At 56.8% G+C, this 24,022-nt stretch carries 22 protein-coding genes; 16 read left to right on the top strand and 6 right to left on the bottom strand.

Features of this window, described 5'->3' with window-relative positions; all coding sequences use genetic code 11:
• The first annotated feature begins 95 nt into the window (after window positions 1-95).
• The 11 genes from VIJ98_RS23845 to VIJ98_RS23795 all read left to right on the top strand — a co-directional run bounded on the left by VIJ98_RS23845 (window position 96) and on the right by VIJ98_RS23795 (window position 13,017).
• Window positions 96-1,430 carry a PTS sugar transporter subunit IIC gene (locus VIJ98_RS23845; protein WP_061719102.1) on the top strand — a complete coding sequence of 445 codons (1,335 nt, stop codon included), beginning with the start codon at window positions 96-98 and terminating at the stop codon, window positions 1,428-1,430.
• Between the two features lie 9 nt (window positions 1,431-1,439).
• Entirely contained in the window at window positions 1,440-2,867 is a 1,428-nt protein-coding gene (locus VIJ98_RS23840) for a glycoside hydrolase family 1 protein (protein ID WP_323271718.1), read from the top strand.
• A gap of 9 nt (window positions 2,868-2,876) precedes the next feature.
• Window positions 2,877-3,194, top strand: a complete 318-nt coding sequence (locus VIJ98_RS23835) for a PTS sugar transporter subunit IIB (RefSeq protein WP_008110135.1) — start codon at window positions 2,877-2,879, stop codon at window positions 3,192-3,194.
• Window positions 3,195-3,272: 78 nt separating this feature from the next.
• Complete coding sequence (locus VIJ98_RS23830) at window positions 3,273-4,046, top strand: FCD domain-containing protein (RefSeq protein WP_036650080.1); 774 nt, start codon at window positions 3,273-3,275, stop codon at window positions 4,044-4,046.
• 506 nt (window positions 4,047-4,552) lie between these two features.
• A complete protein-coding gene (locus VIJ98_RS23825; RefSeq protein WP_323271717.1) occupies window positions 4,553-5,185 on the top strand; it encodes an RraA family protein in 633 nt (210 codons plus the stop codon).
• Window positions 5,186-5,240: 55 nt separating this feature from the next.
• Complete coding sequence (locus VIJ98_RS23820; protein ID WP_323271716.1) at window positions 5,241-6,581, top strand: MFS transporter; 1,341 nt, start codon at window positions 5,241-5,243, stop codon at window positions 6,579-6,581.
• Window positions 6,582-6,623: 42 nt separating this feature from the next.
• Window positions 6,624-8,711 (top strand): hydantoinase/oxoprolinase family protein, encoded by a 2,088-nt coding sequence (locus tag VIJ98_RS23815; protein WP_323271715.1) that lies wholly within the window; start codon window positions 6,624-6,626, stop codon window positions 8,709-8,711.
• Complete coding sequence (locus VIJ98_RS23810; RefSeq protein ID WP_323271714.1) at window positions 8,711-10,393, top strand: hydantoinase B/oxoprolinase family protein; 1,683 nt, start codon at window positions 8,711-8,713, stop codon at window positions 10,391-10,393. Before VIJ98_RS23815 ends, VIJ98_RS23810 begins: the two co-directional genes overlap by 1 nt.
• Window positions 10,394-10,396: 3 nt before the next feature.
• Window positions 10,397-11,206 (top strand): SDR family oxidoreductase, encoded by an 810-nt coding sequence (locus VIJ98_RS23805; RefSeq protein ID WP_323271713.1) that lies wholly within the window; start codon window positions 10,397-10,399, stop codon window positions 11,204-11,206.
• 8 nt (window positions 11,207-11,214) lie between these two features.
• A complete protein-coding gene (locus VIJ98_RS23800; protein ID WP_323271712.1) occupies window positions 11,215-12,366 on the top strand; it encodes an aminotransferase class I/II-fold pyridoxal phosphate-dependent enzyme in 1,152 nt (383 codons plus the stop codon).
• A gap of 30 nt (window positions 12,367-12,396) precedes the next feature.
• Entirely contained in the window at window positions 12,397-13,017 is a 621-nt protein-coding gene (locus VIJ98_RS23795) for a TetR/AcrR family transcriptional regulator (RefSeq protein WP_008110124.1), read from the top strand.
• Between the two features lie 451 nt (window positions 13,018-13,468).
• Here the strand turns inward: VIJ98_RS23795 and VIJ98_RS23790 are convergent, their stop codons facing one another.
• Both VIJ98_RS23790 and VIJ98_RS23785 read right to left on the bottom strand, forming a co-directional pair.
• Window positions 13,469-13,768 carry a helix-turn-helix domain-containing protein gene (locus tag VIJ98_RS23790; RefSeq protein ID WP_154156548.1) on the bottom strand — a complete coding sequence of 100 codons (300 nt, stop codon included), beginning with the start codon at window positions 13,766-13,768 and terminating at the stop codon, window positions 13,469-13,471.
• Window positions 13,769-14,004: 236 nt separating this feature from the next.
• Window positions 14,005-14,925 carry a LysR substrate-binding domain-containing protein gene (locus VIJ98_RS23785; protein WP_323271711.1) on the bottom strand — a complete coding sequence of 307 codons (921 nt, stop codon included), beginning with the start codon at window positions 14,923-14,925 and terminating at the stop codon, window positions 14,005-14,007.
• Window positions 14,926-15,067: 142 nt separating this feature from the next.
• Here VIJ98_RS23785 and VIJ98_RS23780 point away from each other — a divergent pair, with 142 nt between their 5' ends.
• Window positions 15,068-16,069: a zinc-binding alcohol dehydrogenase family protein gene (locus tag VIJ98_RS23780; RefSeq protein ID WP_323271710.1), complete on the top strand. Its 1,002-nt coding sequence runs from the start codon at window positions 15,068-15,070 to the stop codon at window positions 16,067-16,069.
• 112 nt (window positions 16,070-16,181) lie between these two features.
• Window positions 16,182-16,835, top strand: coding sequence for an oxygen-insensitive NAD(P)H nitroreductase (nfsB, locus tag VIJ98_RS23775; RefSeq protein ID WP_323271709.1), 654 nt, complete (start codon window positions 16,182-16,184; stop codon window positions 16,833-16,835).
• A 46-nt stretch (window positions 16,836-16,881) separates the two neighbouring features.
• Here the strand turns inward: nfsB and VIJ98_RS23770 are convergent, their stop codons facing one another.
• From VIJ98_RS23770 to VIJ98_RS23760, 3 genes are read right to left on the bottom strand one after another with little or no spacing between them, the layout of a single operon-like run.
• Window positions 16,882-18,261: a heavy metal sensor histidine kinase gene (locus tag VIJ98_RS23770; protein WP_323271708.1), complete on the bottom strand. Its 1,380-nt coding sequence runs from the start codon at window positions 18,259-18,261 to the stop codon at window positions 16,882-16,884.
• Window positions 18,258-18,932 carry a heavy metal response regulator transcription factor gene (locus VIJ98_RS23765; RefSeq protein WP_323271707.1) on the bottom strand — a complete coding sequence of 225 codons (675 nt, stop codon included), beginning with the start codon at window positions 18,930-18,932 and terminating at the stop codon, window positions 18,258-18,260. The genes VIJ98_RS23770 and VIJ98_RS23765 overlap by 4 nt, the downstream gene beginning before the upstream one ends.
• A 23-nt stretch (window positions 18,933-18,955) precedes the next feature.
• Window positions 18,956-19,717: an alpha/beta hydrolase gene (locus VIJ98_RS23760; RefSeq protein ID WP_154190957.1), complete on the bottom strand. Its 762-nt coding sequence runs from the start codon at window positions 19,715-19,717 to the stop codon at window positions 18,956-18,958.
• Window positions 19,718-19,976: 259 nt separating this feature from the next.
• Between VIJ98_RS23760 and VIJ98_RS23755 the strand changes: the two genes are divergently transcribed.
• Both VIJ98_RS23755 and VIJ98_RS23750 read left to right on the top strand, forming a co-directional pair.
• Window positions 19,977-20,747: a transporter substrate-binding domain-containing protein gene (locus VIJ98_RS23755; RefSeq protein ID WP_323271706.1), complete on the top strand. Its 771-nt coding sequence runs from the start codon at window positions 19,977-19,979 to the stop codon at window positions 20,745-20,747.
• A 74-nt stretch (window positions 20,748-20,821) separates the two neighbouring features.
• The gene (locus VIJ98_RS23750) at window positions 20,822-21,895 is read left to right on the top strand and encodes a DUF2817 domain-containing protein (protein ID WP_323271705.1); all 1,074 of its coding nucleotides are present in this window, start codon (window positions 20,822-20,824) and stop codon (window positions 21,893-21,895) included.
• Here the strand turns inward: VIJ98_RS23750 and VIJ98_RS23745 are convergent.
• A complete protein-coding gene (locus VIJ98_RS23745; RefSeq protein WP_008110103.1) occupies window positions 21,890-22,660 on the bottom strand; it encodes a 2OG-Fe(II) oxygenase in 771 nt (256 codons plus the stop codon). The genes VIJ98_RS23750 and VIJ98_RS23745 overlap by 6 nt on opposite strands.
• Window positions 22,661-22,759: 99 nt before the next feature.
• Between VIJ98_RS23745 and VIJ98_RS23740 the strand changes: the two genes are divergently transcribed.
• Window positions 22,760-23,662 carry a LysR substrate-binding domain-containing protein gene (locus tag VIJ98_RS23740; protein ID WP_323271704.1) on the top strand — a complete coding sequence of 301 codons (903 nt, stop codon included), beginning with the start codon at window positions 22,760-22,762 and terminating at the stop codon, window positions 23,660-23,662.
• Window positions 23,663-24,022 lie beyond the last annotated feature (360 nt).

Below are 24,022 nucleotides of genomic sequence, written 5' to 3'. Positions count from 1 at the left end.
CATGATCACAGAAATTAAGCGCGAATATCGCCATTTTGGTATGCCACGAACCATCAAGCTGATGCATAACACCTAAAACCGCTGAGGGTTGACCAATGTCTCTACAGGAACGTCTTATCGATTCGCTGGGTAGCTTTGCCACGCGATTCAATAGCTACCGCTACATCATGGCGATCAAAGCCTCGTTCATCACGCTGATGCCGGTGATCATCGTCGGCGCGTTTTCGGTGCTGATTTCTAACATGGTGCTGGACCCGAAAAATGGCCTCGCCAGTTTCTCTGCGCTGTCGTTTCTCGCCGATTTAAAACCGATCACCAGCAGCATTAACTACGCCACGCTGAGCTTTCTGAATATTGGCGCGGTGTTTCTGATTGGTATCGAACTGGGTCGCATTAACGGCATCAAAACGTTGTTTCCCGGCCTGCTGGCGATCATCTGCTTCATCTCGGTGACGCCTACCACGCTGCAAATGCTGGTAGATGGCCAGATGCATGTGGTCACTGATGTGCTGGCGAAACAGTTCTCCGATACCAAAAGTCTGTTCCTCGGCATGTTTATCGCCATTCTGTCGGTAGAGATTTACTGCCGGCTGGAGCAGGTTGAACGGCTAAAAATCAAAATGCCGGATACCGTGCCGCCGAACGTAGCCGCATCATTTTCCGCACTGATTCCATCCATTATCACCGTCACGCTGGTCGCTACCTTTGGCTTTATCTTCCATCAGATCACCGGCATGTACCTGTACGACGCGGTGTACAAAGTGGTGCAGCAGCCGCTGGAATCGGTGGTGCAGAGCTTGTGGGGCATTCTGTTGCTGATGTTTGTTGCCCAACTGTTTTGGGTGATTGGCATTCACGGTAACCAGATGGTGAAACCGATTCGCGAGCCGCTGCTGCTGGGAGCGATTCTGGTCAACATGAACGCCTTCGAGCAGGGCAAAGAAGCGCCAAACATCATCACCATGCCGTTCTGGGATGTGTATATGAGCATCGGCGGTTCCGGCCTGACGATTGGCCTGTTAACTGCGGTGATGATTGCCACCAAACGCAAAGAGATGCGGGAAATCGCCAAGCTGTCGTTTGGACCTGGCTTATTCAACATCAATGAGCCGGTAATTTTTGGTATGCCGATCATGCTGAATCCCATTCTCGCCATTCCTTTCATCATCACGCCGCTGGTCACCGGTTCGATTGGCTATTTCGCCACGGTGATGGGCTTCGCCGGTAAAGCGGTGGTCATGGTTCCGTGGACTACGCCGCCGATTATCAATGCATGGCTTTCTACCGCCGGTTCGATGGGCGCGGTGGTGACGCAAATCATCTGCATCGTGGTTTCGGTATTGATTTATCTGCCGTTTGTCAAAGTGGCTGCACGTCGCGCCGAAGCGGCGGAAGCGAAAAATCTGCAGGCCGAGCTGGCACAAAATTAAGGAGATTCGATGAGTAAGCACACCATTGCGCTGCCAGAGGGCTTTATCCTCGGCGCGGCGGCATCGGCCTGGCAAACCGAAGGCTGGAGCGGCAAAAAGGCCGGGCAGGATTCGTATCTGGATGCCTGGTACCAGCAGGATCGCCATGTCTGGCACAACGGTTATGGACCAGCGGTGGCGACCGATTTTATCAACCGTTTTCGCGAAGACGTGGCGCTGATGAAAGCGGCGGGGCTGACGCATTATCGCACCTCCATCAACTGGTCGCGTTTTCTCACCGACTATGAAAATGCGGTGGTTGATGAGGAGTACGCGGCCTATTACGACCAACTGATTGATGAGATGCAGCGTCAGGGCATTGAACTGATGTTGTGCCTCGAACATTACGAACTGCCACTGCAGTTGCTGGAGCAGTACGGCGGCTGGCAATCAAAACATGTGGTGGAGTTGTTTATCCGCTATGTCGAAAAGGTGTTTGCCCGCTACGCCGGAAAAGTGACGCGCTGGTTTGTATTTAATGAGCCGATTGTGGTGCAGACGCGCGTCTATCTTGATGCGCTGCGCTGGCCGTATGAGCAGAACACCCATAAGTGGATGCAGTGGAATCACCATAAAAATCTCGCCACGGCGAAGGTGGTCAAACTGTTCCGCCAGCAAGGTTATGCCGGCACGGTGGGCACCATTCTCAATCCGGAAGTGACCTATCCGCGCTCGTCGGCGGCGCACGATGTTAAAGCCGCGCAAATCTACGATCTGTTCTACAACCGGGTATTTCTCGACCCGGCGATCAAAGGCGTTTATCCAGCTGAATTATTGCAGCTGCTGGATAAACATGAAGTGCAGTGGGACGTCACCGAGGACGAGCTGGCGATTATTGCCGCCAACACCGTCGATGAAGTGGGGCTGAATCTTTACTATCCGCATCGCGTAAAAGCGCCGTCACGCGCGTGGCATCCTGAGACGCCGTTCCATCCGGCCTATTACTACGAACATTTTGAGCTGCCGGGCCGCCGCATGAACAGCTCGCGCGGCTGGGAAATTCAGCCGCGCATTATCTTCGACATGGCGCAACGTATGAAAGAGGAGTACGGCAATCTGCCGTGGTTTGTGGCCGAGAGCGGCATGGGCATCGAAAACGAAGCGCAATTTAAGGATGCGCAGGGGGAAATTCAGGACGACTATCGCATCAGCTTTATTGCTGAGCATCTTTACCAGGCCGTGCGTGCGCGTGAAGCGGGCAGCAACTGTCAGGGCTATATGTTGTGGGCGTTCACCGACAACGTTTCGCCGATGAACGCCTTCAAAAATCGCTACGGACTGATCGAGATCGACCTCGATAACCAGCGGCAGCGACGCATGAAGAAATCCGCGCACTGGTTCCGTCAGTTGCGTGACACCCAGCAATTGACTCTCAACATTGACGATGAAGCCAAATAAGGACGACCGATGAAACGCATTATTCTGGCCTGTGCAGCAGGCATGTCGACTTCGATGTTAGTCACCCGCATTGAGAAAGAGGCGGTTGCACGCGGTCTTGAGTACCAGATCTACGCCATTCCGGAACAGAACCTGCGTGAAGAGCTACAAAATTACGGTCAGGACGTGGTGGTGGTGCTGCTGGGACCGCAGGTGCGCTTTAAGCTGGAGGAGAATAAAAAGCTGACCGACAGCTATCAGCTGCCGATTGCGGTGATCGATACCGTGGCTTACGGCACGTTGAATGGTGCAAAGGTACTCGATCAGGCGCTGGCTTTGGTACACTAGCGCCCAGATAGCAGTCAGGTTCCGGCTCGCACAGGACGCGGCCGGGCCGAATGCACCATGATGCAAAAGGGTGAGAGCGTGGAAAAAGCCGAAGCGCCACAAGAGAAAAAGCAGTATCAGGAAATTGGTCAGCATCTGCGTCAGCAAATCCTCGATGGCCATTACCCGGTTGGCTCACGACTGCCGCCAGAGCGACAGTTGGCGGAAACCTGGGGCGTGAGCCGCACCATTGTGCGTGAAGCGTTGCTGATGCTGGAGCTGGAAGGCACGGTGGATATTCGTCAAAGTTCCGGCGTTTACGTGATGCGCATTCCTTCGGAAAGTGAGGATGCGGAAGAGGCATTTTTCCGCAGCGATGTTGGCCCGTTCGAGATGTTGCAGGCGCGTCAGTTGCTGGAGAGCAATATCGCCGCCTTCGCCGCTAAAATGGCCACCAAAGCTGATATCGAAAACCTGCGCCGCACGCTGGAGCAGGAGCAGCGCGCCATCGCGCTCAACGACAGCAGCCAGGATAACGACAAGTTATTTCATCTGTTGCTGGCGGGCGCGACGCAAAATCAGATGTTGCTCGATACGGTTACCAGCGTCTGGCGTCATCACGAAGCCAGCCCGCTGTGGCAGCAGCTGCGACCGCAGTATGAAACCCGCGCCTATCGGCTTAAGTGGCTGGGCGATCATCAAACCATTCTGGCCGCGCTGCGACGTCGTGATGTGATGGGTTCGTGGCAGGCGATGTGGCAGCACCTGGAAAACGTTAAGAATACGCTACTGGAGTTATCCGATGCCGATGCACCTGACTTTGATGGCTATCTGTTCGAATCGGTACCGATTTTTCAGGGTAAGTTGATGTGATGCGGTCGCCATAAATGGCGCCCCTACAAACCCGCTGTCGTAGGGTCGCCATTCATGGCGACCAGGTGCGCATTTATGCGCACCGCCACAGTGCAATGTAACATCGCCCCCAATTATTTAACCGCTGAAAACTGAAGCCTTTATTTATTTACTTATGGCTCCGCGTTAATTACCGCACCAAATTGTGACACGTATCGCCTGATTCAATAAATAATGCACTTAATTTGTGCTTCTCCTCATAAAATCAACATAAGAAAATACTATAGCAGCGCATAATCCGATTTATTTCGGTAGCAGACCGCTAAGCGGATTAAAAGCGACTGAATGAATATTGTTTATAATCAATAAATTAATAACACCCCCTCCGATTGAATCCTGCACAATTCCGTTAATTTAAAACCTCGCACCTGTCATATTCATGTAAAAAAGACGTTGCACACCTAATTTTTAAAATGATAAAAGTTTCTCACTTGATAATGATTTTTCATTTTAAAAGGTGACCGATAATGGCTATTGAAACGGCTGAAGTCCGTATTTCGACATCATGGCAGCGCCCGGAAAATAAATGGCTGGCAGCATTTGCCGAATTTCCGGTTGCCAACATTGGCGATGCGATGGAAAGACTGAATATGTGTGATGGCGGCATTGTTCCGGTCTCCTCCAACACGGCGTTTGTCGGCTTTGCCTTTCCGGTTCAGGTCACGGCAGGCGACAACGCGGCGGTGATCCGCGCGCTGGATTACATCCAACCGGGCGACGTCATGATGATTAACGGCCAGGGCCACATTGATCGGGCGCTGGTGGGCGAGCAGCTGACGCAGCGCTTCCAGCATGCCGGTGCGGTGGCGCAGGTTATCGACGGCGCAGTTCGCGATCGCAGCGTGATTGAATCCACCGGTTTACCCACTTTCTGTCGCGGCACCACGCCGGCGGGTCCGTTCAAAAACGGTCCGGGCGTGATCGGTGAGCCGGTGGCGATTGGCGGCGTGGTGTGCTGCGCGGGTGACATCGTGGTTGGCGACGATGACGGCGTGATCATCATTCCCTTCTGGCGCGCCGAAGCGGTATTAACGGCGGTACAGGAAGTGGCGCGCCGTGAAGCAGAAATGACGGCAGAAGTGACGCGTCAGTATAAATAAGCCGCAGGCTTAGCGCATTCCGGGGATGTTTTCACCACACTTTCAGGGCAAACCAATGACGAAATCACATGCGGTAACAATGGATTACGCTTTGCCGAAGGACGGAACAACCAAGAATAACGTCGTCCGCCGCGCCTCGCTGGCGGGCGGCGTCGGATCCTTTGTCGAGTGGTATGACTACGGCATTTACGGCTTATTGGTCAGTTCACTGGTGCTGGTGTTTTCCGCCAGTGACATGAGCACCACCGATTCCGGCCTGATGTTGACCTACCTCGGCTTCACCGTGAGCTTCTTTGTGCGCCCGTTCGGCGGCGTCATTTGCGGCTATCTTGGCGACAAAATGGGCCGTCAGAAGCTGCTGGCGATTCTTCTGCTGATGATCTCGCTGGCGACGGCAGCGATTGGCCTGCTGCCAAGTTACGCCAGCATTGGCTGGGCGGCACCGGCGCTGCTGATTTTGCTGCGCATCGTGCAGGGTTTCTCTGCCGGTGGCGAAGTTTCGGGCGCCGGTTCGTTCGTGGCGGAATATGCCGAAGATCATCGCCGCGCGGTGGTGATGTCGCCGCTGGTGATGGGATCGTTTATCGCGTTACTGTTCGGCAGCCTGCTGATCAGCGGATTGATCAACGTATTCGGCACGGAGGCGATGACCGCCTGGGTGTGGCGCGTGCCGTTCCTGCTGGCGATTCCGATGGCCTTGATTGGCGTCTACATCCGTACGCGCATTGAGGACACGCCCCATTTTCAGATGGTAAAAGCCAACAAGCGCGTGGTGCGCAATCCATTGCGTGAAGTGCTTTCCTCAAAGCGCCATCTGAAAGCGATTGGACTGGCGATCACGCTGCCAGCGGTCAACGGTCCGGGCTATTACATCCTGTTTGTCTACATGCCGACCTACCTGAATAAAGTGATGCACTTCCAGCAGATTCAAAGCCTGATGGTCACCGCCTGCGGCTTGATCACCATTATCGCCACCATTCCGATGATGGCGTGGCTGTCGGATCGTCTTGGACGCAAGCCGCTGCTGGTGGCGTCGGCGATTGCGATGGCGCTGCTGGCGTGGCCCTGTTTCTGGTTATTGACGCTCGGCATGTTCCCGCTGGCTTGCATGGCGGCCGTTCTGCTGGCCTTTGCCTTCGCCGGACATGCCGGTGTGATTCAGGCAACGCTGGCCGAAATGTTCCCCACCAACGTGCGTTACAGCGCCTACAGCATCGGCTTCAACCTCTCAACGGTGATCTTTGGCGGTTCCGCGCCATTACTGATGACATGGCTGATTGGGATTACCGGCATCGCCAGCATTCCCAGCTATATGGTGATTTTCACCGCCGCGCTGACGCTCATCAGCACGCTGTATCTGAAAGAAACCGCCGGTAAGCCACTCGCTGCCGAGTGAACGCCGTAGCAATCTGCCCACATTCTGGATTTCGAGGTCATTATGAAAAACGCGTCACCCTGGCGGATAGGGTTTGATATTGGCGGCACTTTTACCGATCTGGTGCTGTTGAATGACATCTCTGGCGAGGCGATTCGGCATAAAACCCTGACCACGCCGGAGGATCCTTCGGAAGGGGCGTACACCGGTTTAACCCAACTGGTGGAGTTGGCCGGGCTCAAAGCCAGCGACATTCACACCATCACGCACGGCACGACGCTGGCCATCAACGCGCTGCTGGAGCGGCGTGGCGCGAAAACCGCCTTCGTGGTGACGCGCGGCTTCCGTGACGTTTTGGTGCTGGGGCGTGAATACCGTTATGACATCTACGATCTGAATGGTGCACCGGCGCAGCCGCTGCTGCCGCGTTCTCAGTCGTATGAAATCAGTGAACGCGTGACAGCACGCGGCGAAGTGATTACGCCGCTCGACGAAGACGAAGTGGTTCGGCTGGCCGCTGAGCTGCGCGACCAATGCTATGAAGCCGTTGCCGTACTGTGCATGCATGCTTATGCGTGGCCGGAACATGAGAATCGCATCGAAGCGATTTTCAGCCGCGAACTGCCGGGCGTGTCGATCTCGGTGTCGCACAAAGTGTCGCGGGAAATCCGCGAATACGATCGCGGCGTGTTAACCGCCATGAACGCCTTTGTGCAGCCGAAAGCGCGTCGCTATATGGCGCGGCTGGAGACCAAATTGCGCGAGGGCGGCTTCACCTGCGACTGGCTGGTGATGGGATCGAACGGCGGCCTGATGGCACCGCAGGTGGCGGCGGATTATCCCACGCGCATCATTGAATCCGGCCCGGCAGGCGGTATCGTTGCTACCGCCGCATTCGCGCGTAAAAACGCCGAACGTCAGGTGCTGGCGTTTGATATGGGCGGCACCACTGCCAAGGCATGCGTGGTGCGCGATGGCGAACCTTCCATCACCATCGATTACGAAGTGGGGCGCGCAGATCGCCTGCTGAAAGGCAGCGGTTTGCCGGTGAAGTTGCCGGTGGTGGACATGATTGAGATTGGTGCGGGCGGCGGCAGTATCGCGCGCGTCGATTCCCTTGGTCTGCTGGAAATTGGCCCGGAAAGTGCCAGCGCCTGGCCAGGTCCGGCCTGCTACGCGCGCGGCGGCGAGCAGCCGACCGTCACCGACGCCAATCTGGTGCTGGGTTTGCTCGATCCCGACGCCTTCCTTGGTGGCCGCATGCCGCTCGACGTTGAAGCCGCGCGTCAGGCGATTCGCCGCGTCGCTGAGCCGTTGGGGCTAAGCATTGAAGACGCCGCATGGGGCATTCATGAAGTGGCCAACAGCAAAATGTCTGAAGCGCTGCGCACCCATTCGGTGGAGAAAAACGTCAGCCCATCACAAATGACTATGCTGGCGTTTGGTGGCGCAGGCCCGAGCCACGCCTGGTCGCTGGCGAAACAGCTCAGCGTTAAGCGCGTTTACTTCCCGAACGGAGCGGGCGTTTACTCGGCCTTCGGCTTGTTAACCGCACCGCCCAGCGCCGACTTTGTGCGCAGCGATCGCTGCCGGTTGCAGCCCGGCATTGATGTGAAACGCATTGCGGCGCTGTTCGCCGAAGGCTTTGACGAGGCGATCACCACGCTGGCGGCGGCCAACGCCGATCCGAATACCGCGATTCAGCAGAAACTTGCGGGCGTGCGCTATGTCGGCCAGGGATCGGAGCTCACCGTCACGCTGCCGGAAAGCTTCCTTGCGCAGGGCGATATTCAGGCTCTAATCGACAGTTTTGAAGCCGCCCATCTGGCGCGCTTTGGTCGCACCTTGCCGGGACAAGGCGTGGAAGTGGTTAACTGGCGCGGTCGCGTGCAGACCACGCCACCCGTGCTGAATACCACCGATCAACTCAGCCATCCTGAACCCGACGCGCGCGAGAAGAGCTTGCAGGTCTATCTGGGCCGCGAGCAGGGCTTCAGCGCCTGCCGCGTCATCCCGCGCAGCTTACTGATCACCGGCGAAGCCATTCACGGCCCGGCACTGCTGCAGGAAAAAGAGTGCGCGATTTATGTTGGTCCCGGCGCATCCGCGCAGCTGGACCCGCAAGGCAATATTTTGATGGAGCTGAACTGATGAGTGCGACAACCCACGATCATCTGCGTTTTCTCGACGATCCGATTAGCCTGCGCATTACCTGGGATCGGCTGGTCAGCATCTCGGAAGAGGCGGCGGCCACGTTGGTTAACATGGCGTTCTCCAGCATCATCCGCGAAGTGGGCGATTACTCGTGCCTGCTGATGGATGCCAGCGGCAGCTCGCTGGCACAACCGAAAACCAGCGTGCCGGTGTTTATCGGCACGTTGCCCGCTACGGTGCGTCATCTGCTGGCGAAATTTCCGGCGGAGACGCTGAAACCCGGCGATGCGCTGATCACTAACGATCCCTGGCTCGGCACCGGCCATCTCAATGACGTGACGGTGGTAACGCCAGTGTTCCGCGCCGGCAAGCTGGTGGCGTTTACCGGCGCGGCGGCGCACATGTCCGATATTGGCGGCTCGCTGAATATGGGCTCATCGCGCGACATGTTTGAAGAGGGATTCCTCATCCCGCCGAGCAAACTGATGATTGCCGGTCAGGTGAATCAGCAATTGCTGGATCTGTTCCTGGCCAACGTGCGCTCGCCGGATCAGGTGGAAGGCGATCTGCACGCCATGCTGGCGGCCAACCAAATTGGCGCTAACGGCTTGCTCGGCTTGATGGAGGATTTGCAGCTGGAATCGGTGACGCCGCTGGCGGAGAAGATTCACTCGCTGACTGAAATCGCCATGCGCAAAGCGGTTGAGGCAGTGCCGGATGGTCGCTATGAAGCGGCGGTGGATATTGGCGACTACGAAGGCGATATCCATCTCAACGTGGCGGTGATTGTCGAGGGCAGCAACATCACCATCGATTATGCCGGTTCGTCGGCGGAGTCGCTGTTTGGCAGCAACTGCCCAATGTCATTTACCTATGCCTACAGCGTCTATCCGCTGAAATGTCTGCTTGAGCCGCATCTGCCGAATAACGAAGGCTGCTTCAAATCCATCACCGTCACCGCGCCGGAAGGTTCGATTGCCAATGCGCGCCCGCCTTGTGCGGTGGAGATGCGTAACCGCGTCGGACACATGGCGCACGCCGCCATTTTCACTGCGCTGGCCGATATCATGCCGGATCGCGTGATGGGCCACTCAGGCAGCGCGCCGGTCACCTGCGACGTGTTCGCCGGACAGTTCGATGACGGACGCCGTTTTGTCGAAAGCCTGTGCGTCAACGGCGGCACCGGCGCGCGTCCTACCGCAGACGGCATTGTCACCGGCTTCCCCGGCAACATGTCCTCCACGCCGGTTGAGCTGATTGAATCCGCCACGCCGCTGCTGTTCCTGCAGAAATCCATCGTGCCCGATTCGGGCGGTGCCGGACGTTATCGCGGCGGCGTGGCGCAGCGCATGGTGATTCGCAACACCAGCAAATATCCGCTCTCACACAGCATGTTCTATTCGCGGCAAAAACACGCGGCAGAGGGCGTGTTAGGCGCGGCGGCGGGTGCGCCGAACGTTGTGGCGATTAACGGCGCATCGCTGGCGAAACCGGTGGGGCGCCATGATGTGTTACCCGGCGACGAAGTCACCATTCAAATGCCGGGCGGCGGCGGCAAGATGCCGGTGGCTGAGCGCGATCTCAACGCCATCCTGTGGGATGTGCGGGAAGGTTACATCACTGAAGCGGGCGCGTTGCGTGATTACGGCGTGAACCTGCATGACCTTACAAGAGGCTAAAACATGGACAGATTAACGGGAAAAGTGGTGCTGATTACCGGCGCGGGTAGCGGAATTGGTAAAGCGGCGGCAGCCGGTTTTGCCGCGCGCGGGGCGCATGTGATTTTGGTGGGACGACGTCAGGCGGTGCTGGATGAGGTGGCGGCAAGCCTGATCGCGCAGGGCGGTAAAGTATCGGCGTATGCCGCAGACATCGCGCAAAAAACCGAGGTTGAGGCGCTGGTGACGTGGGCGATAGCCGAACGGGGCCAGGTGGATATTCTGGTCAACAACGCCGGCAGCGCCAGCAAGACGCTGAATGCGCGCTGGATTGCCGAAGAGGAGTGGGATCAGGTGCAGGACGTCAACATGAAAGCGGTATTTCTGCTGACGCAGGCGCTGCTGCCGGACATGCTGGCGCGCAAGAACGGCACCATCATCACCGTTTCCTCACTGGCGGCGCTGCGGCCAAACCTGCTGGGTGGCGCGGCCTACGGCGCAGCGAAAGCGGCGGTGCGCAACTTTATGACGTATCTGCACAACACTTTCCGCAATGACGGCATCCGCTCAACCTGCATTTTACCGGGTGAAGTGAACACGCCGATCATGGATAACCGCGCCAATCCGCCGGATCAGGTGATTCGGGATGGCATGGTGCAGCCGGAAGATGTGGCCGAAGCCATTCTGCTGTGCGCCAGCTTACCGGCACGCACCGTGGTGGAAGAACTGATTGTCGCGCCGACGGTGCTGCGCGATCTCTCCGGCGATCTCGAGATCAGCCGCTGGAAAAATGCCCCGGCAGCGTGCCAGGCCGAACGTGAAAAATCGGAATAGGAATCTTTATGTCGAGCCAAAATTTTAAAGCCGCTGAGGCGGTATTACGTGTAGAGCGCACCTCGCTGCGTGTGCAGCAACCTGCGTCGAGCGGCGATATGGTTTCTCTGGCGATGGGTGAACCGGATTTCGATACGCCGCCGCGCATCGTGCAAGCGGCGGTTGAAGCACTGCAAGCCGGTTACACCCATTACGCGCCGCTGCTCGGAGAAAAAGCTTTGTGCAGCGCGCTGGCGGACGAGGTATCCGCGCAGAGCGGCAACGCGGTGAAAGCCGGTGAAATTCTGGTCACGCACGGCGGCACCGCCGGTCTTGCGGCGGCGATTCTCTCTATCGTCAATCCAGGCGATCGCGTGGTGATCCCCGATCCAACCTATTCGCTGTATGCGGATTTGGTCAATATGGCCGGCGGCATCTGCGTGCCGATGCCGTGCCGCGCGGATTTGCACTGGGATCTGGAACGTCTGGATCGTGCGCTCGACGGCGCCAAACTGTTTGTGTTCTGCAATCCCGGCAATCCCACTGGCATTGTGCACAGCCGCGCAGAAATTGAAGCGCTCGGCCAACTGGTGAATCAGCACGATACGCTGGTGATCGCCGATGAAGCCTATAGCGATTTGGTGTTTACCGATCGTCCCTTTACCTCGGTGCTGCACATTCCCGCTTTTGCCGGACGCACGCTGTTCTGTCAGACTTTCTCCAAAAGTTACGCTATGACCGGCTGGCGCGTGGGTTATCTGGCGGGACCAGCGGAGATGATCGCCGCCGCCGCGCGCGTGCACAATACGGTGAACGGATCGGTGAACAGCGCGGTGCAGCGTGCGGCGCTGGTGGCGCTCACGCAGTGTAAAGATGACGTAAAACGTATGTATGATGTCTACCGCCAGCGTCGCGTGCTGATGATGGAAGGATTGTCGGCAATTCCAGAGTTGAAACTCAATGAACCCGAAGGCGCGTTTTACTGCTTCCCGGCCTATTCGTTGCCGATTCCGGCGATTGATATGGTCTCGTTGCTGCGCGAACAGGGCATCGCGGTGCGGCCTGGCAGTGAATTTGGCGCGGCGGGCGAAGGGCATTTGCGCCTCTCTTACGCTGCCAGCAGTGAAGCCATTACTGAAGGTGTGCGCCGTTTAAAGCGCGGCCTGGCCAGTTTCAAGTAACATCAGCACGTTTAAGGAAGCACACCCACAATGACGGGAAAACCGATGCGCAGTGATACCGAAAGAAACCGCAAGAACCTGATTCAGGCAGCTGCCCGCTTGTTCGAGCGCTCCGAAACCCCGATAAGCATGACGGAAATCGCCGCAGAAGCGGGCGTCTCCGTGGCCACCGCCTATCGTCAGTTTACGTCGGTAGAAGAGGTGCTGAATGCGTATCGTCAGGACGTGGGGCAACTTCTGCTGGATTACAGTCTCGAGCAAAGCTGCAGCGGCTTACTGAAGCTGGAAAAAGTCAGCCGTTACTGGATCAAACTGGTGCGCGAGCGCGGTGCGGCGATGGTGCCGATGCGTAACCGTCGCGGCTATCTGGAACGTTTATGGGAAGGCGCGGAATACCTGTTAGTGCAGGCTGACGCGCTACGCCCGGCGTTGCGTGAAGCGATGGAGGAGATGGAGCTGCCGGATATTGGCGATAAGGCGGTGTTCCTGTGGAATATCCTGTTCGATCCGCGCGAAATCTTTGATTTGCTCGACACGGTAGGGCTGACGGAAAAACAGGTCGGCACCCAGCTGATGTCGGTTCTGGTCGGCGGTTTACGCGGCTTCGCCACCGCGAATGAATTCACCGCCGAAGCCAGCCGCAGTAAATAGTTTGTTTGCCAGGTCGCCATAAATGGCGTAATGCCGCTCAATTAAGCGCAGAGCGACTTTCGTTCGCCTCTTGCTGAGGCAGTTGCAGCACCGTGGTGCGGCGACCGAGCAGAGGACGCATGGCCGCGCCCTCTGCACTCCCGGGCCCTGCGCCAGCCCAACCCGCCGCTTCGCGGTGCCTTCACTCATTCACGATTCCTGACGGACTGGTGGCGATTCGCTCCTGCTCAGCGCCACCTCTCGCCGCATCCATGCGGCTCGCCCTGGAATCCCTCTTTCGTTCAGCGGATTGGGATGTCGCCTCAACACCCGCGCTGCAGCAGCAGTGCGTATTCTTAACTCACAATCGCTATAAATCCCGTAGGGTTGCCATTCATGGCAACCTGGTGAGCATGAATGCGCACCTGCATACCTATGCATTTTATTGCTTAAGTGGCTGTAAAGGCTGGGATCAAACAATCAAATCAACGTGCTCGCCTCCCGGCATTTTTACACCCAGCGTCAGTTCGCCGCCCAGCGCTTCAACGTAGCGTTTCAGCGTAGAGATTTTCAGTTCGGCACCGCGCGACTCCATCGCTGCCACAGAAGATTGTGCAATATTCATGGCTTCCGCTTGCTGGCGTTGGGTACGCTGTAACTGTTCACGTAACTTATACAGCTGGCTCTCCAGCCGCATCTGCGTAACACGCTCATCAATCTGTTGCTGCTGTTCCGGCGTCAGCGTCGCCAGCATCTCATTTAACGTTTTCATGGTGACTCTTCTCGTAGGGTGCGCATTTATGCGCACCTGGGATTTATAGCGACTTAAAAAGAAGCGGTAATGCATCGAGTCGCTGCAGAAATAACTTACAGAAGTATCTTGATAGACTGCAATCTATTTTATAGATTGCAGTCTATCAAAGATGCATGCGAGATAATTGCGTAGTACACAGATTATTGCGATTCCTGAATCCAGCTCGCAAAGCTTTATGACTACGCATCGCGACGCTACTCATGCTGGGTGAGCTTCGCCGTTAACCGGCGCAGCGGCGTGCGCAACACCTCATGCAGCGCGCGGATCGCCGGGGAGAACTGTTTGCGATGCGGGCAGATAAGGTGCAGTGGCGTGCTTTCTCCCGGCATCTCCGGCAGCACGCGCTCCAGCCTGCCGGCCAGCACATCGTCACACACATCAATCCACGATTTATAGGCGATGCCCATACCGGCGATTGCCCAGCGCCGCGCCACTTCGGCGTCATCACATAGCATGCGGCTTTTCACCGTGATCTGGCGGCGCATGCCATCCTGCGGAAATGTCCATTTGTCGTAAACGTGGCCGCCCATAATAAACAGCAGGCCATGATGGTGCTGGGCGATCTCCTCCAGCATTTGCGGGCGACCGTGACGATCAAGGTAATCTGGTGACGCCACCATCACGCGGCGATTGTCCTCCGCTAGCGGTAGCGCCACGTAGCTGCTGTCTTCCAGCTTGCCGTAGCGAATGGCGATATCTACCGGATCGCGGAACACATCGCTGATCTGGTCGGAAAACGAGAGACGCACCGCCAGCGCCGGATGCTCGCGGCAAAAATCGGTGATCAGCGGCAGCAGAATGTTACGGCCAATATCCGACGGCAGTGCGATTTTCAGCTCGCCGCTCAGCGCGTCTTCATCGCTCTGCAAGCTATCTGCACCGGCATGCATCAGCGCCAGCATCTCTTGCGCATAGGGCAGATACTTTTCCCCTTCGGCGGTTAAGCGCAGGCTGCGGGTTGATCGGGCAAACAAGCGCCGATCCAGTTCCCGCTCCAGCCGCTGAATTGCCGCGCTGACCTGTCCGGGCAGCAAATTCACCTCGCGCGCGGCGCGTGAAAAGCTGCCGAGTGCGGCGGAACGCACAAACAGAGTGACATCTTCCAGTCGGATCATCTTCTTATTCATCGTGGTAGTGAGCGGGGATTTTCACTCTAAAAGTGAAAGTGTTCACCTGCAACTGGCATTTTTCATTGCGCGGCGGCCCGCTATGCTGAATTCACTTCACCAAACCTGCTGATGAATAAGGATCTGCCTGATGAAAGCCATTGTTTATAGCCAAAACGGTTTACCGATTTCCGATGAAAATGCGCTGTATGAGCTCGAGGTTGATAAGCCAACGCCGGGCGCGCGCGATCTGCTGGTAAAAATTCACGCCATTGCGGTGAATCCGGTCGACACCAAAGTGCGTGCCGGTGCGCCAACCGATAAGCCGCGCATTCTGGGGTGGGATGCGGTAGGCGTGGTGGAAGCGGTGGGCGCAGACGTCACGCTGTTCCAGCCGGGCGACGAAGTGTTTTACGCCGGTGATATTACCCGAGCGGGCAGCTATGCCGAATATGGGCTGGTGGATGAACGCATCGCCGGGCACAAACCGCGTTCACTGAATGACGCCGATGCCGCCGCGCTGCCGCTAACCTCGCTCACCGCGTGGGAACTGCTGTTTGATCGTCTGGAGGTGCAGGCCGATGACAACGCCGCGCTGCTGATTATTGGCGCAGGCGGCGGCGTTGGTTCCATGCTGACGCAGCTTGCCAGCAAGCTAACCAAATTGACGGTGATCGGCACCGCATCCCGCCCGGAAACGGCGGATTGGGTGCGCTCGCTGGGCGCGCATCACGTGATTGATCATTCTCAACCGCTGGGCGAACAGCTGGCGGCAATTGGGCATAAAGAAGTGCGCTATGCCGCCTCGCTAACGCACACCGACAGCTATTACGATCAGCTGATTGATGCCCTCGCACCGCAGGGCAAGCTGGCGTTGATCGACGATCCCGAAACGCTGGATGCGGTACCGCTGAAGCGCAAAGCGATTTCGCTGCACTGGGAATTGATGTTTACCCGCTCGCTGTTCCATACCGCCGATATGGAACGCCAGCATGAAATTCTTCAGCGCGTGAGCCAGTTGATAGATGACCAAACTCTGCAAACCACCGCTGGCGAACATCACGGCGTTATTAATGCCGCCAATTTGCGCAAGGCGCATGCGCTGATCGAGAGCGGTCGCGCACGCGGTAAGATTGTGTTGAGCGGGTTTTGAGTTTGCGGTCGCCATGAATGGCGACCCTACAAAACAGCACCGAACATCCGTAGGGTCGCCATTTATGGCGACCGTAAAACATTCTCAATTTGAACAATATAAGGAATAGACCATGACACTCAATGATGCAGTCGCTCGTCGTCACACCGTCAAAGCGTTTGAGGGCGGCAAAAGCCTGCCGCAGGATGAAATCGAAACCCTGCTGAACGTGCTGCGCAACAGCCCGTCATCGGTGAACTCGCAACCGTGGCATTTTGTGGTGGCGTCTACCGCCGCCGGTCGCGAGCAGATGGCCAAATCCACCGAGGGCGCATTTGTCTACAACAGCCCGAAAGTGCTGAACGCCTCGCACGTTATCGCGTTGTGCATGCGTACCGATCTGGATGAAGCGCATTTACAGAATGTACTGGCGCAGGAAGAGGAAGATGGTCGTTTCGCCAAGCCAGAAGGCAAAGCGGGGCAGGATAAGAGCCGTCGCAGCTACGTGGATATGCATCGTTACGAGCAGCGCGATGTGCCGCAGTGGATGGAAAAACAGGTTTATCTGGCGCTGGGTGGATTGCTGCTGGGTACGGCGATGTTGGGGATTGATGCCACGCCGATGGAAGGTTTTGACGAGCGCGCGCTGGATCAGGCGCTGGGCCTGCGCGAGAAGGGCTTTACCAGCGTAGTGCTGGTGTCGCTGGGCTATCGCAGCGAGGCGGATTTCAACGCTGCATTGCCGAAATCACGCTTGCCGCGTGATGAGATTTTTACCTTTATTTGAAGTTTGCGGTCGCGATTTTGTAGGGTGCGCATTTATGCGCACCGTCTCAATGGCCGCACCCAACCGATGGAAACCGCAACGTAAAACGGTTGGTGCCATCTTCGCTGTGCACCTCACAACTTCCCTGATGCAGCCGCATAATGCTGTGCACAATCGACAATCCCAAACCGCTGCTGCCCTGATGACGTGATGCATCGGCGCGCCAGAAGCGATCAAAGATGCGCGCCTGCTGTTCGGCATTCAGCGCCGGACCCTGATTTTCCACTATCAAACTGCTGTCCTGATTGAAAACTCGCACGGTGGAATTTCGATCGCCATAGCGCAAGGCGTTCGCCATCAGATTCGCCAGCGCGCGTTGCAGCAGTTGCGGATCGGCGCGAAGTTCGCCGTGCAGCGCCATCTCCAGCCGCATCGACTGCTCTTCCGCCATGCCGTCAAAGTAGTCCTGTAACTTCTCACCGAGCAGCGCCAGATCGATGTTCTGCAAATCCATTACCTGGCTGGCATCTTCCGCTTTGGCAAGAAACAGCATGTTGTCGATCATCTTCGCCAGCCGTTCCAGCTCCTCGTAATTGGAGCCGAGCAGCGCCTGATAATCGCCGACGCTGCGCGTTTGACTCAGCGCCACTTCGGTTTGGCCGATCAGCGTGCTAATCGGCGTGCGCAGATCGTGCGCCATATCAGCAGAAACCTGACTTAACTGTTGATAACCCCGTTCAAGGCGACTCAGCATCTGATTAAAAGCCGCCACCAGCGGCTGCAATTCCGCTGCCGCCTGTTCAGGCATGCGCTGCGACAAATGGCGAACGTCAATGGCATCCGCCTGCGCCGCCAACCGACGCAGCGGTGTTAAGCCGCGCCGCACCAGCCAGATGCTGATTGCCGCCACCAGCAACGCCGCCAGTGCGGTGGCGAGGATGATTTGATCGCGATAACTGTTGAGCGTTTGCGTGCGGTCGCTCATCAGGCGGCCGGTAATGATCTCAATCTGGCCGTTGCCATCACGCGTTGGCGCCAGCGCGGCCGCCGAGATAAACGGCGTACCCTCTGCGGCGGCGAGATGATGCACCGAAGACAGCGCCAGCGGTTGATCGGCAGGAACCGGCGTGATCGCAGGAATCGGACGCTGGCCGGGATTGACCACAATCAGCGGCGGCTGGCCGGGAAAGCGCAGCACCAATAACGATTCGGTATTGCCGAGCATGTTGGCGAACAAACGTGGCTTTTGCTGAATGAGCGTAATCGCATCTTCATCGCGCAGCAGCGTGCGGATCTGATCGATGCGCGTCAGCAGTGCCGCGTCATCGCGCACACCAATCTGTGTCGCTAGCGAGTGATAAAGTGCGATGCCGCTGAGGGAGAAGATGACGATCACTGTGGCGCTGAGCAGCAGCGACAGGCGCGCGGCAAGCGAACGGGTTTTCATGATTCGGCTTCGCAGCGATAGCCCACGCCGTGCACGGTGTGAATCAGCGGCTGGGCAAACGGGCCATCTATTTTCTGTCGCAGGCGTTTTACTGCCACATCGACCACGTTGGTGTCGCTATCAAAATTCATGTCCCACACGCGCGAGGCAATTACGGTGCGCGTCAGGACTTCGCCGGGATGCAGCAGGAACAAGTGCAGCAGGTTGAACTCTTTATTGGTGAGATCGATGCGCTGACCGCCGCGCTCAACGCGACGCTTCAGGATATCGAGTTGCAGATCGGCCAGTTGCAGCACATCCGGCAACTTTTGCTGCCCGCCGCGCCGCAGTTGGGTGCGCACGCGCGCCAGCAATTCGGCGAACGAGAAGGGTTTCACCAGATAATCATCGGCGCCGAGTTCCAGCCCTTTGATACGATCCTCCAGCGTGCCTTTGGCGGTGAGGAAAATTATCGGCGTGTGGATCTGCTTATCCAGCGCCGCCATTACTTGCCAGCCGTCCATGCCGGGCATCATTACGTCGAGCAGAATCAAATCGTAATGATGCTCCTGCGCATAGAACAAACCATCCTGGCCGTTTTCTGCCACATCGACGATAAATCCCGCTTCGGTCAATCCTTTGCGCATGTAATCGCGCGCTTTGGCTTCATCTTCAATCACCAAAATTTTCATGCGCTTCTCCGCGGGATAGGGTTTCAGGGCTGGGCGTGTAACGCGGCTTGCTCGATCAACTTCGCGACGTCATCAGGATGCGATTGGTACACCGAATGGCTGGCGCCGGCAATCTCCACCGTGTGGCTGTGCGCGCGTTTGGCGTACATGCGCTCCAGATCGGGACTGATGATTTTGTCAGCTTTCGCCACCATGTACCAGCTAGGCTTGGTCTTCCACGCCGGGTCAGGAATATTGGCGGTGAACACGGCTGAGTTGGTTGGCATCTGCGCGTGCGCTTCAAAATCGGCCTGCGCCGCCGGTAAGTCAGCAGCAAAATCACTGTGGTAATTTTCCGGCGCGATGGTTAGATAACCGTCGCTGGATTTAGCAAACGGGTGTGCGCTATTAGGGAATTTTTTGCCGTTGCTGGCTTCGGTTTCGCCGTTATCCAGCGCATGCGCTGCGATATAAACCAGCCCAGCCACTTTCGCGTCGTTACCGGCTTCAGTGATAATCGCGCCGCCGTAGCTGTGGCCGACCAAAATCACCGGGCCATTTTGCTGATCGATAATGCGGCGCGTCGCCGTCACATCTTCCGGGAAGCCGGTCAGCGGTTCTTGTACCAGCGTCACTTTGTAACCGTCATGCGTTAAACGGTCATACACCGGACGCCAGCCCGCACCGCCGACGAACGCGCCATGCACCAGCACAATATTCTTAATCGGCTGCGCCTGAACCTGCGCCGCGCCGCTTGCGATAGCCAGCAGCATGCCCGCTGCAAAGGTAAGTTTATTCAATTTCATCGTAATGCTCCTGATGGGAAGGTAGGCCATCAGGATATGCAATCGGCTCTGACATCAGCGTGAGCGAGTTATGACAAAAGAATGACATGCACCTGGCGAGCATTAAGTAAAACTTAATGGGGCGTCAATAAAAGCTAACCTACTAACAATTATAAGTATTTACTCTGCATTAAATCCGTAATTTCTGTAGTGAGATCATGTCCACCATGTTATTAACTCTGTATGACGTTGTGAATTTAGCTACCTGCCGGAGATAACAATGAAGAAAAGTTTGTCCTTTGCCTTACTGCTTTCACTGAGCGCGTTTAGCCACGCTTCTTTTGCTCAGCAAACCTTGCGTTTCGGCGTTGATCCTACTTTCCCGCCGTTTGAATCCAAAGCCAGCGACGGTTCGCTGCAGGGCTTTGATATCGATCTCGGTAACGCGATTTGTGCCCAGGCCAAAGTGAAGTGCCAATGGGTGCAGATTGGTTTTGATGGCAGCATTCCGGCGCTGCAGGCAAGAAAGTTTGATGCCATTCTTTCGGCGATGTCGATGACCGAGAAACGCCGCGAGCAGGTAGCCTTCAGCGATATGCTCTATGTCACGCCGAGCGCGTTACTTACACCGGCCAACGCTCCGCTAACCGGAGACATTAACGCGCTGCGTGGCAAAAGAATTGGCGTCGCGCAGGGCACTATTCAGGAAACCTACGCCAAAGCGCAATGGGCAACCAAAGGCGTGAGTGTGGTTTCTTACCCTAATCAGATGGAGATTTACCCGGATTTGGTGGCGGGACGTCTCGACGCCAGCCTGGCGAATGCGGTTTCGGCAGAACAAGGTTTTCTTAGCACGCCAGCAGGTAAAGACTACGTCATCAGCGCCACGCTGGTGGATAAAGAAGTGTTGGGCAATGGTGTAGGCATTGGATTGCGCAAAGATGATGCGGCCAATCTGAAGTTGATCAACACCGCGCTGGCGGAACTGCACAGCAACGGCACTTACGATCAACTGGCGAAGAAGTACTTCAAGTTTAAGGTCTATCCGTAAACGTCATATGCACGTAGGGTCGCCATTTATGGCGACCTCGCCCACCAATCGCACCCACACTCATTCAAAAAATCATGCAAAACTTACCTCACTACCCAACCCAACGCGCCCGTTTTCTCGCCGCCGTCCAACGGCAAAACGGCGCATTAACGTCATACGCGCATCCGTTACCCGGTCCGCAAGGAGAGGAACTTTTCACCGATGTGGCGATAATCGGCGATGCTAACGCATCCCGGTTGATGCTGGTGATCTCCGGCACGCACGGCGTGGAAGGCTATTACGGCTCCGATTGCCAAATTGCCTGGCTGGATACCTTCAACCTCACGGCGCTGCCCTCTGACACCGCCATCGTGATGCTGCATCTGCTCAATCCGTGGGGCGCGGCGCATTTACGCCGCGTCAATGAAGACAACATCGACCTCAATCGCAACTTCATCGATTTTTCACAGCCCGCACCTGCCAATCCGGATTACGCCGCGTGGCATGGCATTTATCATGGCGATCGCGCCAGCGCCGATAAACTGTTAGCGGAAACGCTGAACAGCGCCGGTTGGCAGGCGGTAAAACGCGTGGTGGAAGCGGGGCAATATGGCGCGGCGGACGGTTTCTTTTACGGCGGCCAACAGCCTAGCTGGTCGTATCGCACGCTGGAAACCATCATCGCCAATCACCTTTCGCAGGCCAAAACCATCATCAGCTTCGATCTGCACACCGGCGCGGGCGCATGGGGACATCCGATGCTGCTGTCGATTGCCGAACAGCGCTTCGCCGCACATGACTGGGGCAACGCGATTTACGGCGAATGGTTAACGCTGCTGTTCACCGGCGCGGGACGCGACAGCGAAACCGGCGTCACCGCGACGGCCACCGGCTATGTGTCGCAATTCCTGCTGACCTCGCTTTCGAGCACGCAGATTTTGCCGCTGGTGGTGGAGTGCGGCACCTATCCCGGCGAGGAGATGCATCGCCGCGTGCGCGACGATCACTGGCTGCATCTGCAAGGCGATCCAGCCAGTGAAAGCGGGCAGGCGATTAAGCAGGAACTGGTGGAAGGATTCTGGCCCGCCGACGCTGACTGGCGGGCGCTGGTGGCCTTTCGTACTCAGCAAATCTTCGTGCGCGGCTGGCGGGCATTAATCGATTTATAAGCGTCCGTAAAAGGTCATGCGGGCGGTTTCCGACAGCGCAATGCCCGGCTCGGTGTTATACGCCAGCACCGCCAGCATGCGGGTGATATCGCCTTCAGTTGGCGTGACGCGATGCAGCGAATTGCGGCCACGGAACAGCACCAAATCCCCGGCATCAATCGCCAGCGCGTCTACCGGCTGGCGCTGATCCAGCACCGCTGCCACGCCGTCGAAATTCATCTCGCCGGCATCGGCGTCACGCAGATCCTTCACGTACTGGAACACCGCGCCGGCGCGCGGCTTCTGCACCAGCAGCGTGATGGCGAACGACGAGTTATCAAAGTGCCAGCCCAGTTCCTGCCCGTCGGGCGCGTAGTGCAGATTGATCGACGAAAGCGGATCGGCATACGGATAGAGCGCCTCTTCTCCCAACACATCGCACAGGAAGCTTTTAAACAGTTCATCGTTATAGAGCTGACGCAGCGGTGAATCGGCGGCAATCACATCATCGGTGATGCAGCCTTTGGTACTGATGACATCGCGATTACGCGGATGATCGGCGCTGAAAGCCTCATCTTTCTTCATCAGATAAACGTTGTGTTTGCTGGCGGTGTGATACGCCAGATGGCGTTGCGCATCACCTTCGGCAATGATGGCTTGCAGCGCGGCGGGCTGCAGGAACTGACGCAAAACTAAAGCGCCGTGCTGATTAAGTTGCTCACGGCAGGCGCGACGCCAGTCGGCATCGGCCAGCGGATGCAGATCGAAACGAATCAAGGCAGACATAGTTTCACTTCTCATGTGTTACAGGTGTGTAAAGACTGTAACTCGCTGATATGTTAATACGTAACGATAAAAATTTAACACCTTGCTAAGGAAACCTTAATGCCCGCGCCATCACCGCGTTTGCCCAAAATCAGCGTCATTCAATCGTTCAAAGTGGCGGCGGAGCTGGGCAGCCTGGCGAAAGCGGCTGCGCAACTGGCGTTAACGCCCGCTGCGGTGAGCCAGCAAATCCGCCAGCTGGAAGAGCAATTAGGCAGCGCGCTGTTTGTGCGCACGCAAAGCGGCGTGATGCTGACGGAGATGGGCAAAGAGTATCTGCGTTATGTCACCGAAGCGTTTGACATTCTGCATCTCGGTCAGCAAAACCTGCGTCATGCGGCATCAACACCGCGTTTAACGCTCTACTCGTTGCCAGCGCTGGCCTCAAAATGGCTGCTGCCGAATATTGCTCAGTGGCGCGAGCAGTGTCCTGAGATCGATTTAGCGCTGCACGGCACGCATACGCAGGTGGATTTCAACGCCACGCCCGCCGATTTTGTTATCTGTTTCGGCGAAGATCGCTATCCGCAGCTGGATAAGCAGTTGCTGTTCCTTGATGAGGTGCTGCCGGTGGCGAGCCCGGCGCTACTGCAACGTTTTGCCGATCAGGATGTGTTGCAGCACGCGCCGCTGATCCACCTTGACTGGGGCAACGAAGGGCGCTTTTTACCCGACTGGCGCAGCTGGTTTCAGGCGAAGGGCATTGACGATCCGCCAACGCAGCCATCGTTCAGTTTCAATCTCACTTCGCTGGCGATTGATGCCGCCGTGGCAGGCGCGGGCTTGCTGCTCGGTCAGCGGCGTTTGATTGCTGACGAACTGGCGCGCGGCGATTTGGTGATCGTCGATCCACTTAGCCTGCCGCTTAGCAAACCCTATTTTCTTGCCTGGCCGCAGCGTTCTCTCAGCCAGCCAGGCAGCGACGCGCTGATCCGTTGGCTCACGCAGCTAGCCCACTCGTAGGGTCGCCATTTATGGCGACCAGCAACCCGCACGAACTTGTAGGATCGCCATTTATGGCGTAAGACTCGTCAGTTAAGCGTCTTTCGGTCACCATAAATGGCGACCCTACAAATGATTGGCGCTTTTTTCGGATGGTCACCATAAATGGCGACCCAACAAATGATCGGCGCTTTTTTCGGATGGTCACCATAAATGGCGACCCTACAAATGATTGGCGCTTTTTTCGGATGGTCACCATAAATGGCGATCCTACAAATGATCGGCGCTTTTTTCGGATGGTCACCATAAATGGCGACCCTACAAATGATTGGCGCTTTTTTCGGATGGTCACCATAAATGGCGACCCTACAAATGATCGGC

Source organism: Pantoea sp. S18 (assembly GCF_045689705.1).
Lineage (GTDB): Bacteria > Pseudomonadota > Gammaproteobacteria > Enterobacterales > Enterobacteriaceae > Pantoea > Pantoea symbiotica.
Note: the sequence above shows the minus strand (reverse complement) of the source record. Positions and strands in the feature narration are given on the sequence as shown.

Coding starts and splice junctions, on each gene's coding strand:
- VIJ98_RS23780 (WP_323271710.1), top strand. CDS start 15,068: ATGAAAGCCATTGTTTATAGCCAAAACGGTTTACCGATTTCCGATGAA.
- VIJ98_RS23845 (WP_061719102.1), top strand. CDS start 96: ATGTCTCTACAGGAACGTCTTATCGATTCGCTGGGTAGCTTTGCCACG.
- VIJ98_RS23815 (WP_323271715.1), top strand. CDS start 6,624: ATGAAAAACGCGTCACCCTGGCGGATAGGGTTTGATATTGGCGGCACT.
- VIJ98_RS23790 (WP_154156548.1), bottom strand. CDS start 13,768: ATGAAAACGTTAAATGAGATGCTGGCGACGCTGACGCCGGAACAGCAG.
- VIJ98_RS23745 (WP_008110103.1), bottom strand. CDS start 22,660: ATGTCTGCCTTGATTCGTTTCGATCTGCATCCGCTGGCCGATGCCGAC.
- VIJ98_RS23785 (WP_323271711.1), bottom strand. CDS start 14,925: ATGATCCGACTGGAAGATGTCACTCTGTTTGTGCGTTCCGCCGCACTC.
- VIJ98_RS23810 (WP_323271714.1), top strand. CDS start 8,711: ATGAGTGCGACAACCCACGATCATCTGCGTTTTCTCGACGATCCGATT.
- VIJ98_RS23750 (WP_323271705.1), top strand. CDS start 20,822: ATGCAAAACTTACCTCACTACCCAACCCAACGCGCCCGTTTTCTCGCC.
- VIJ98_RS23755 (WP_323271706.1), top strand. CDS start 19,977: ATGAAGAAAAGTTTGTCCTTTGCCTTACTGCTTTCACTGAGCGCGTTT.
- VIJ98_RS23805 (WP_323271713.1), top strand. CDS start 10,397: ATGGACAGATTAACGGGAAAAGTGGTGCTGATTACCGGCGCGGGTAGC.
- VIJ98_RS23760 (WP_154190957.1), bottom strand. CDS start 19,717: ATGAAATTGAATAAACTTACCTTTGCAGCGGGCATGCTGCTGGCTATC.
- VIJ98_RS23770 (WP_323271708.1), bottom strand. CDS start 18,261: ATGAAAACCCGTTCGCTTGCCGCGCGCCTGTCGCTGCTGCTCAGCGCC.
- VIJ98_RS23820 (WP_323271716.1), top strand. CDS start 5,241: ATGACGAAATCACATGCGGTAACAATGGATTACGCTTTGCCGAAGGAC.
- VIJ98_RS23765 (WP_323271707.1), bottom strand. CDS start 18,932: ATGAAAATTTTGGTGATTGAAGATGAAGCCAAAGCGCGCGATTACATG.
- VIJ98_RS23825 (WP_323271717.1), top strand. CDS start 4,553: ATGGCTATTGAAACGGCTGAAGTCCGTATTTCGACATCATGGCAGCGC.
- VIJ98_RS23840 (WP_323271718.1), top strand. CDS start 1,440: ATGAGTAAGCACACCATTGCGCTGCCAGAGGGCTTTATCCTCGGCGCG.
- nfsB (WP_323271709.1), top strand. CDS start 16,182: ATGACACTCAATGATGCAGTCGCTCGTCGTCACACCGTCAAAGCGTTT.
- VIJ98_RS23795 (WP_008110124.1), top strand. CDS start 12,397: ATGACGGGAAAACCGATGCGCAGTGATACCGAAAGAAACCGCAAGAAC.
- VIJ98_RS23835 (WP_008110135.1), top strand. CDS start 2,877: ATGAAACGCATTATTCTGGCCTGTGCAGCAGGCATGTCGACTTCGATG.
- VIJ98_RS23740 (WP_323271704.1), top strand. CDS start 22,760: ATGCCCGCGCCATCACCGCGTTTGCCCAAAATCAGCGTCATTCAATCG.
- VIJ98_RS23800 (WP_323271712.1), top strand. CDS start 11,215: ATGTCGAGCCAAAATTTTAAAGCCGCTGAGGCGGTATTACGTGTAGAG.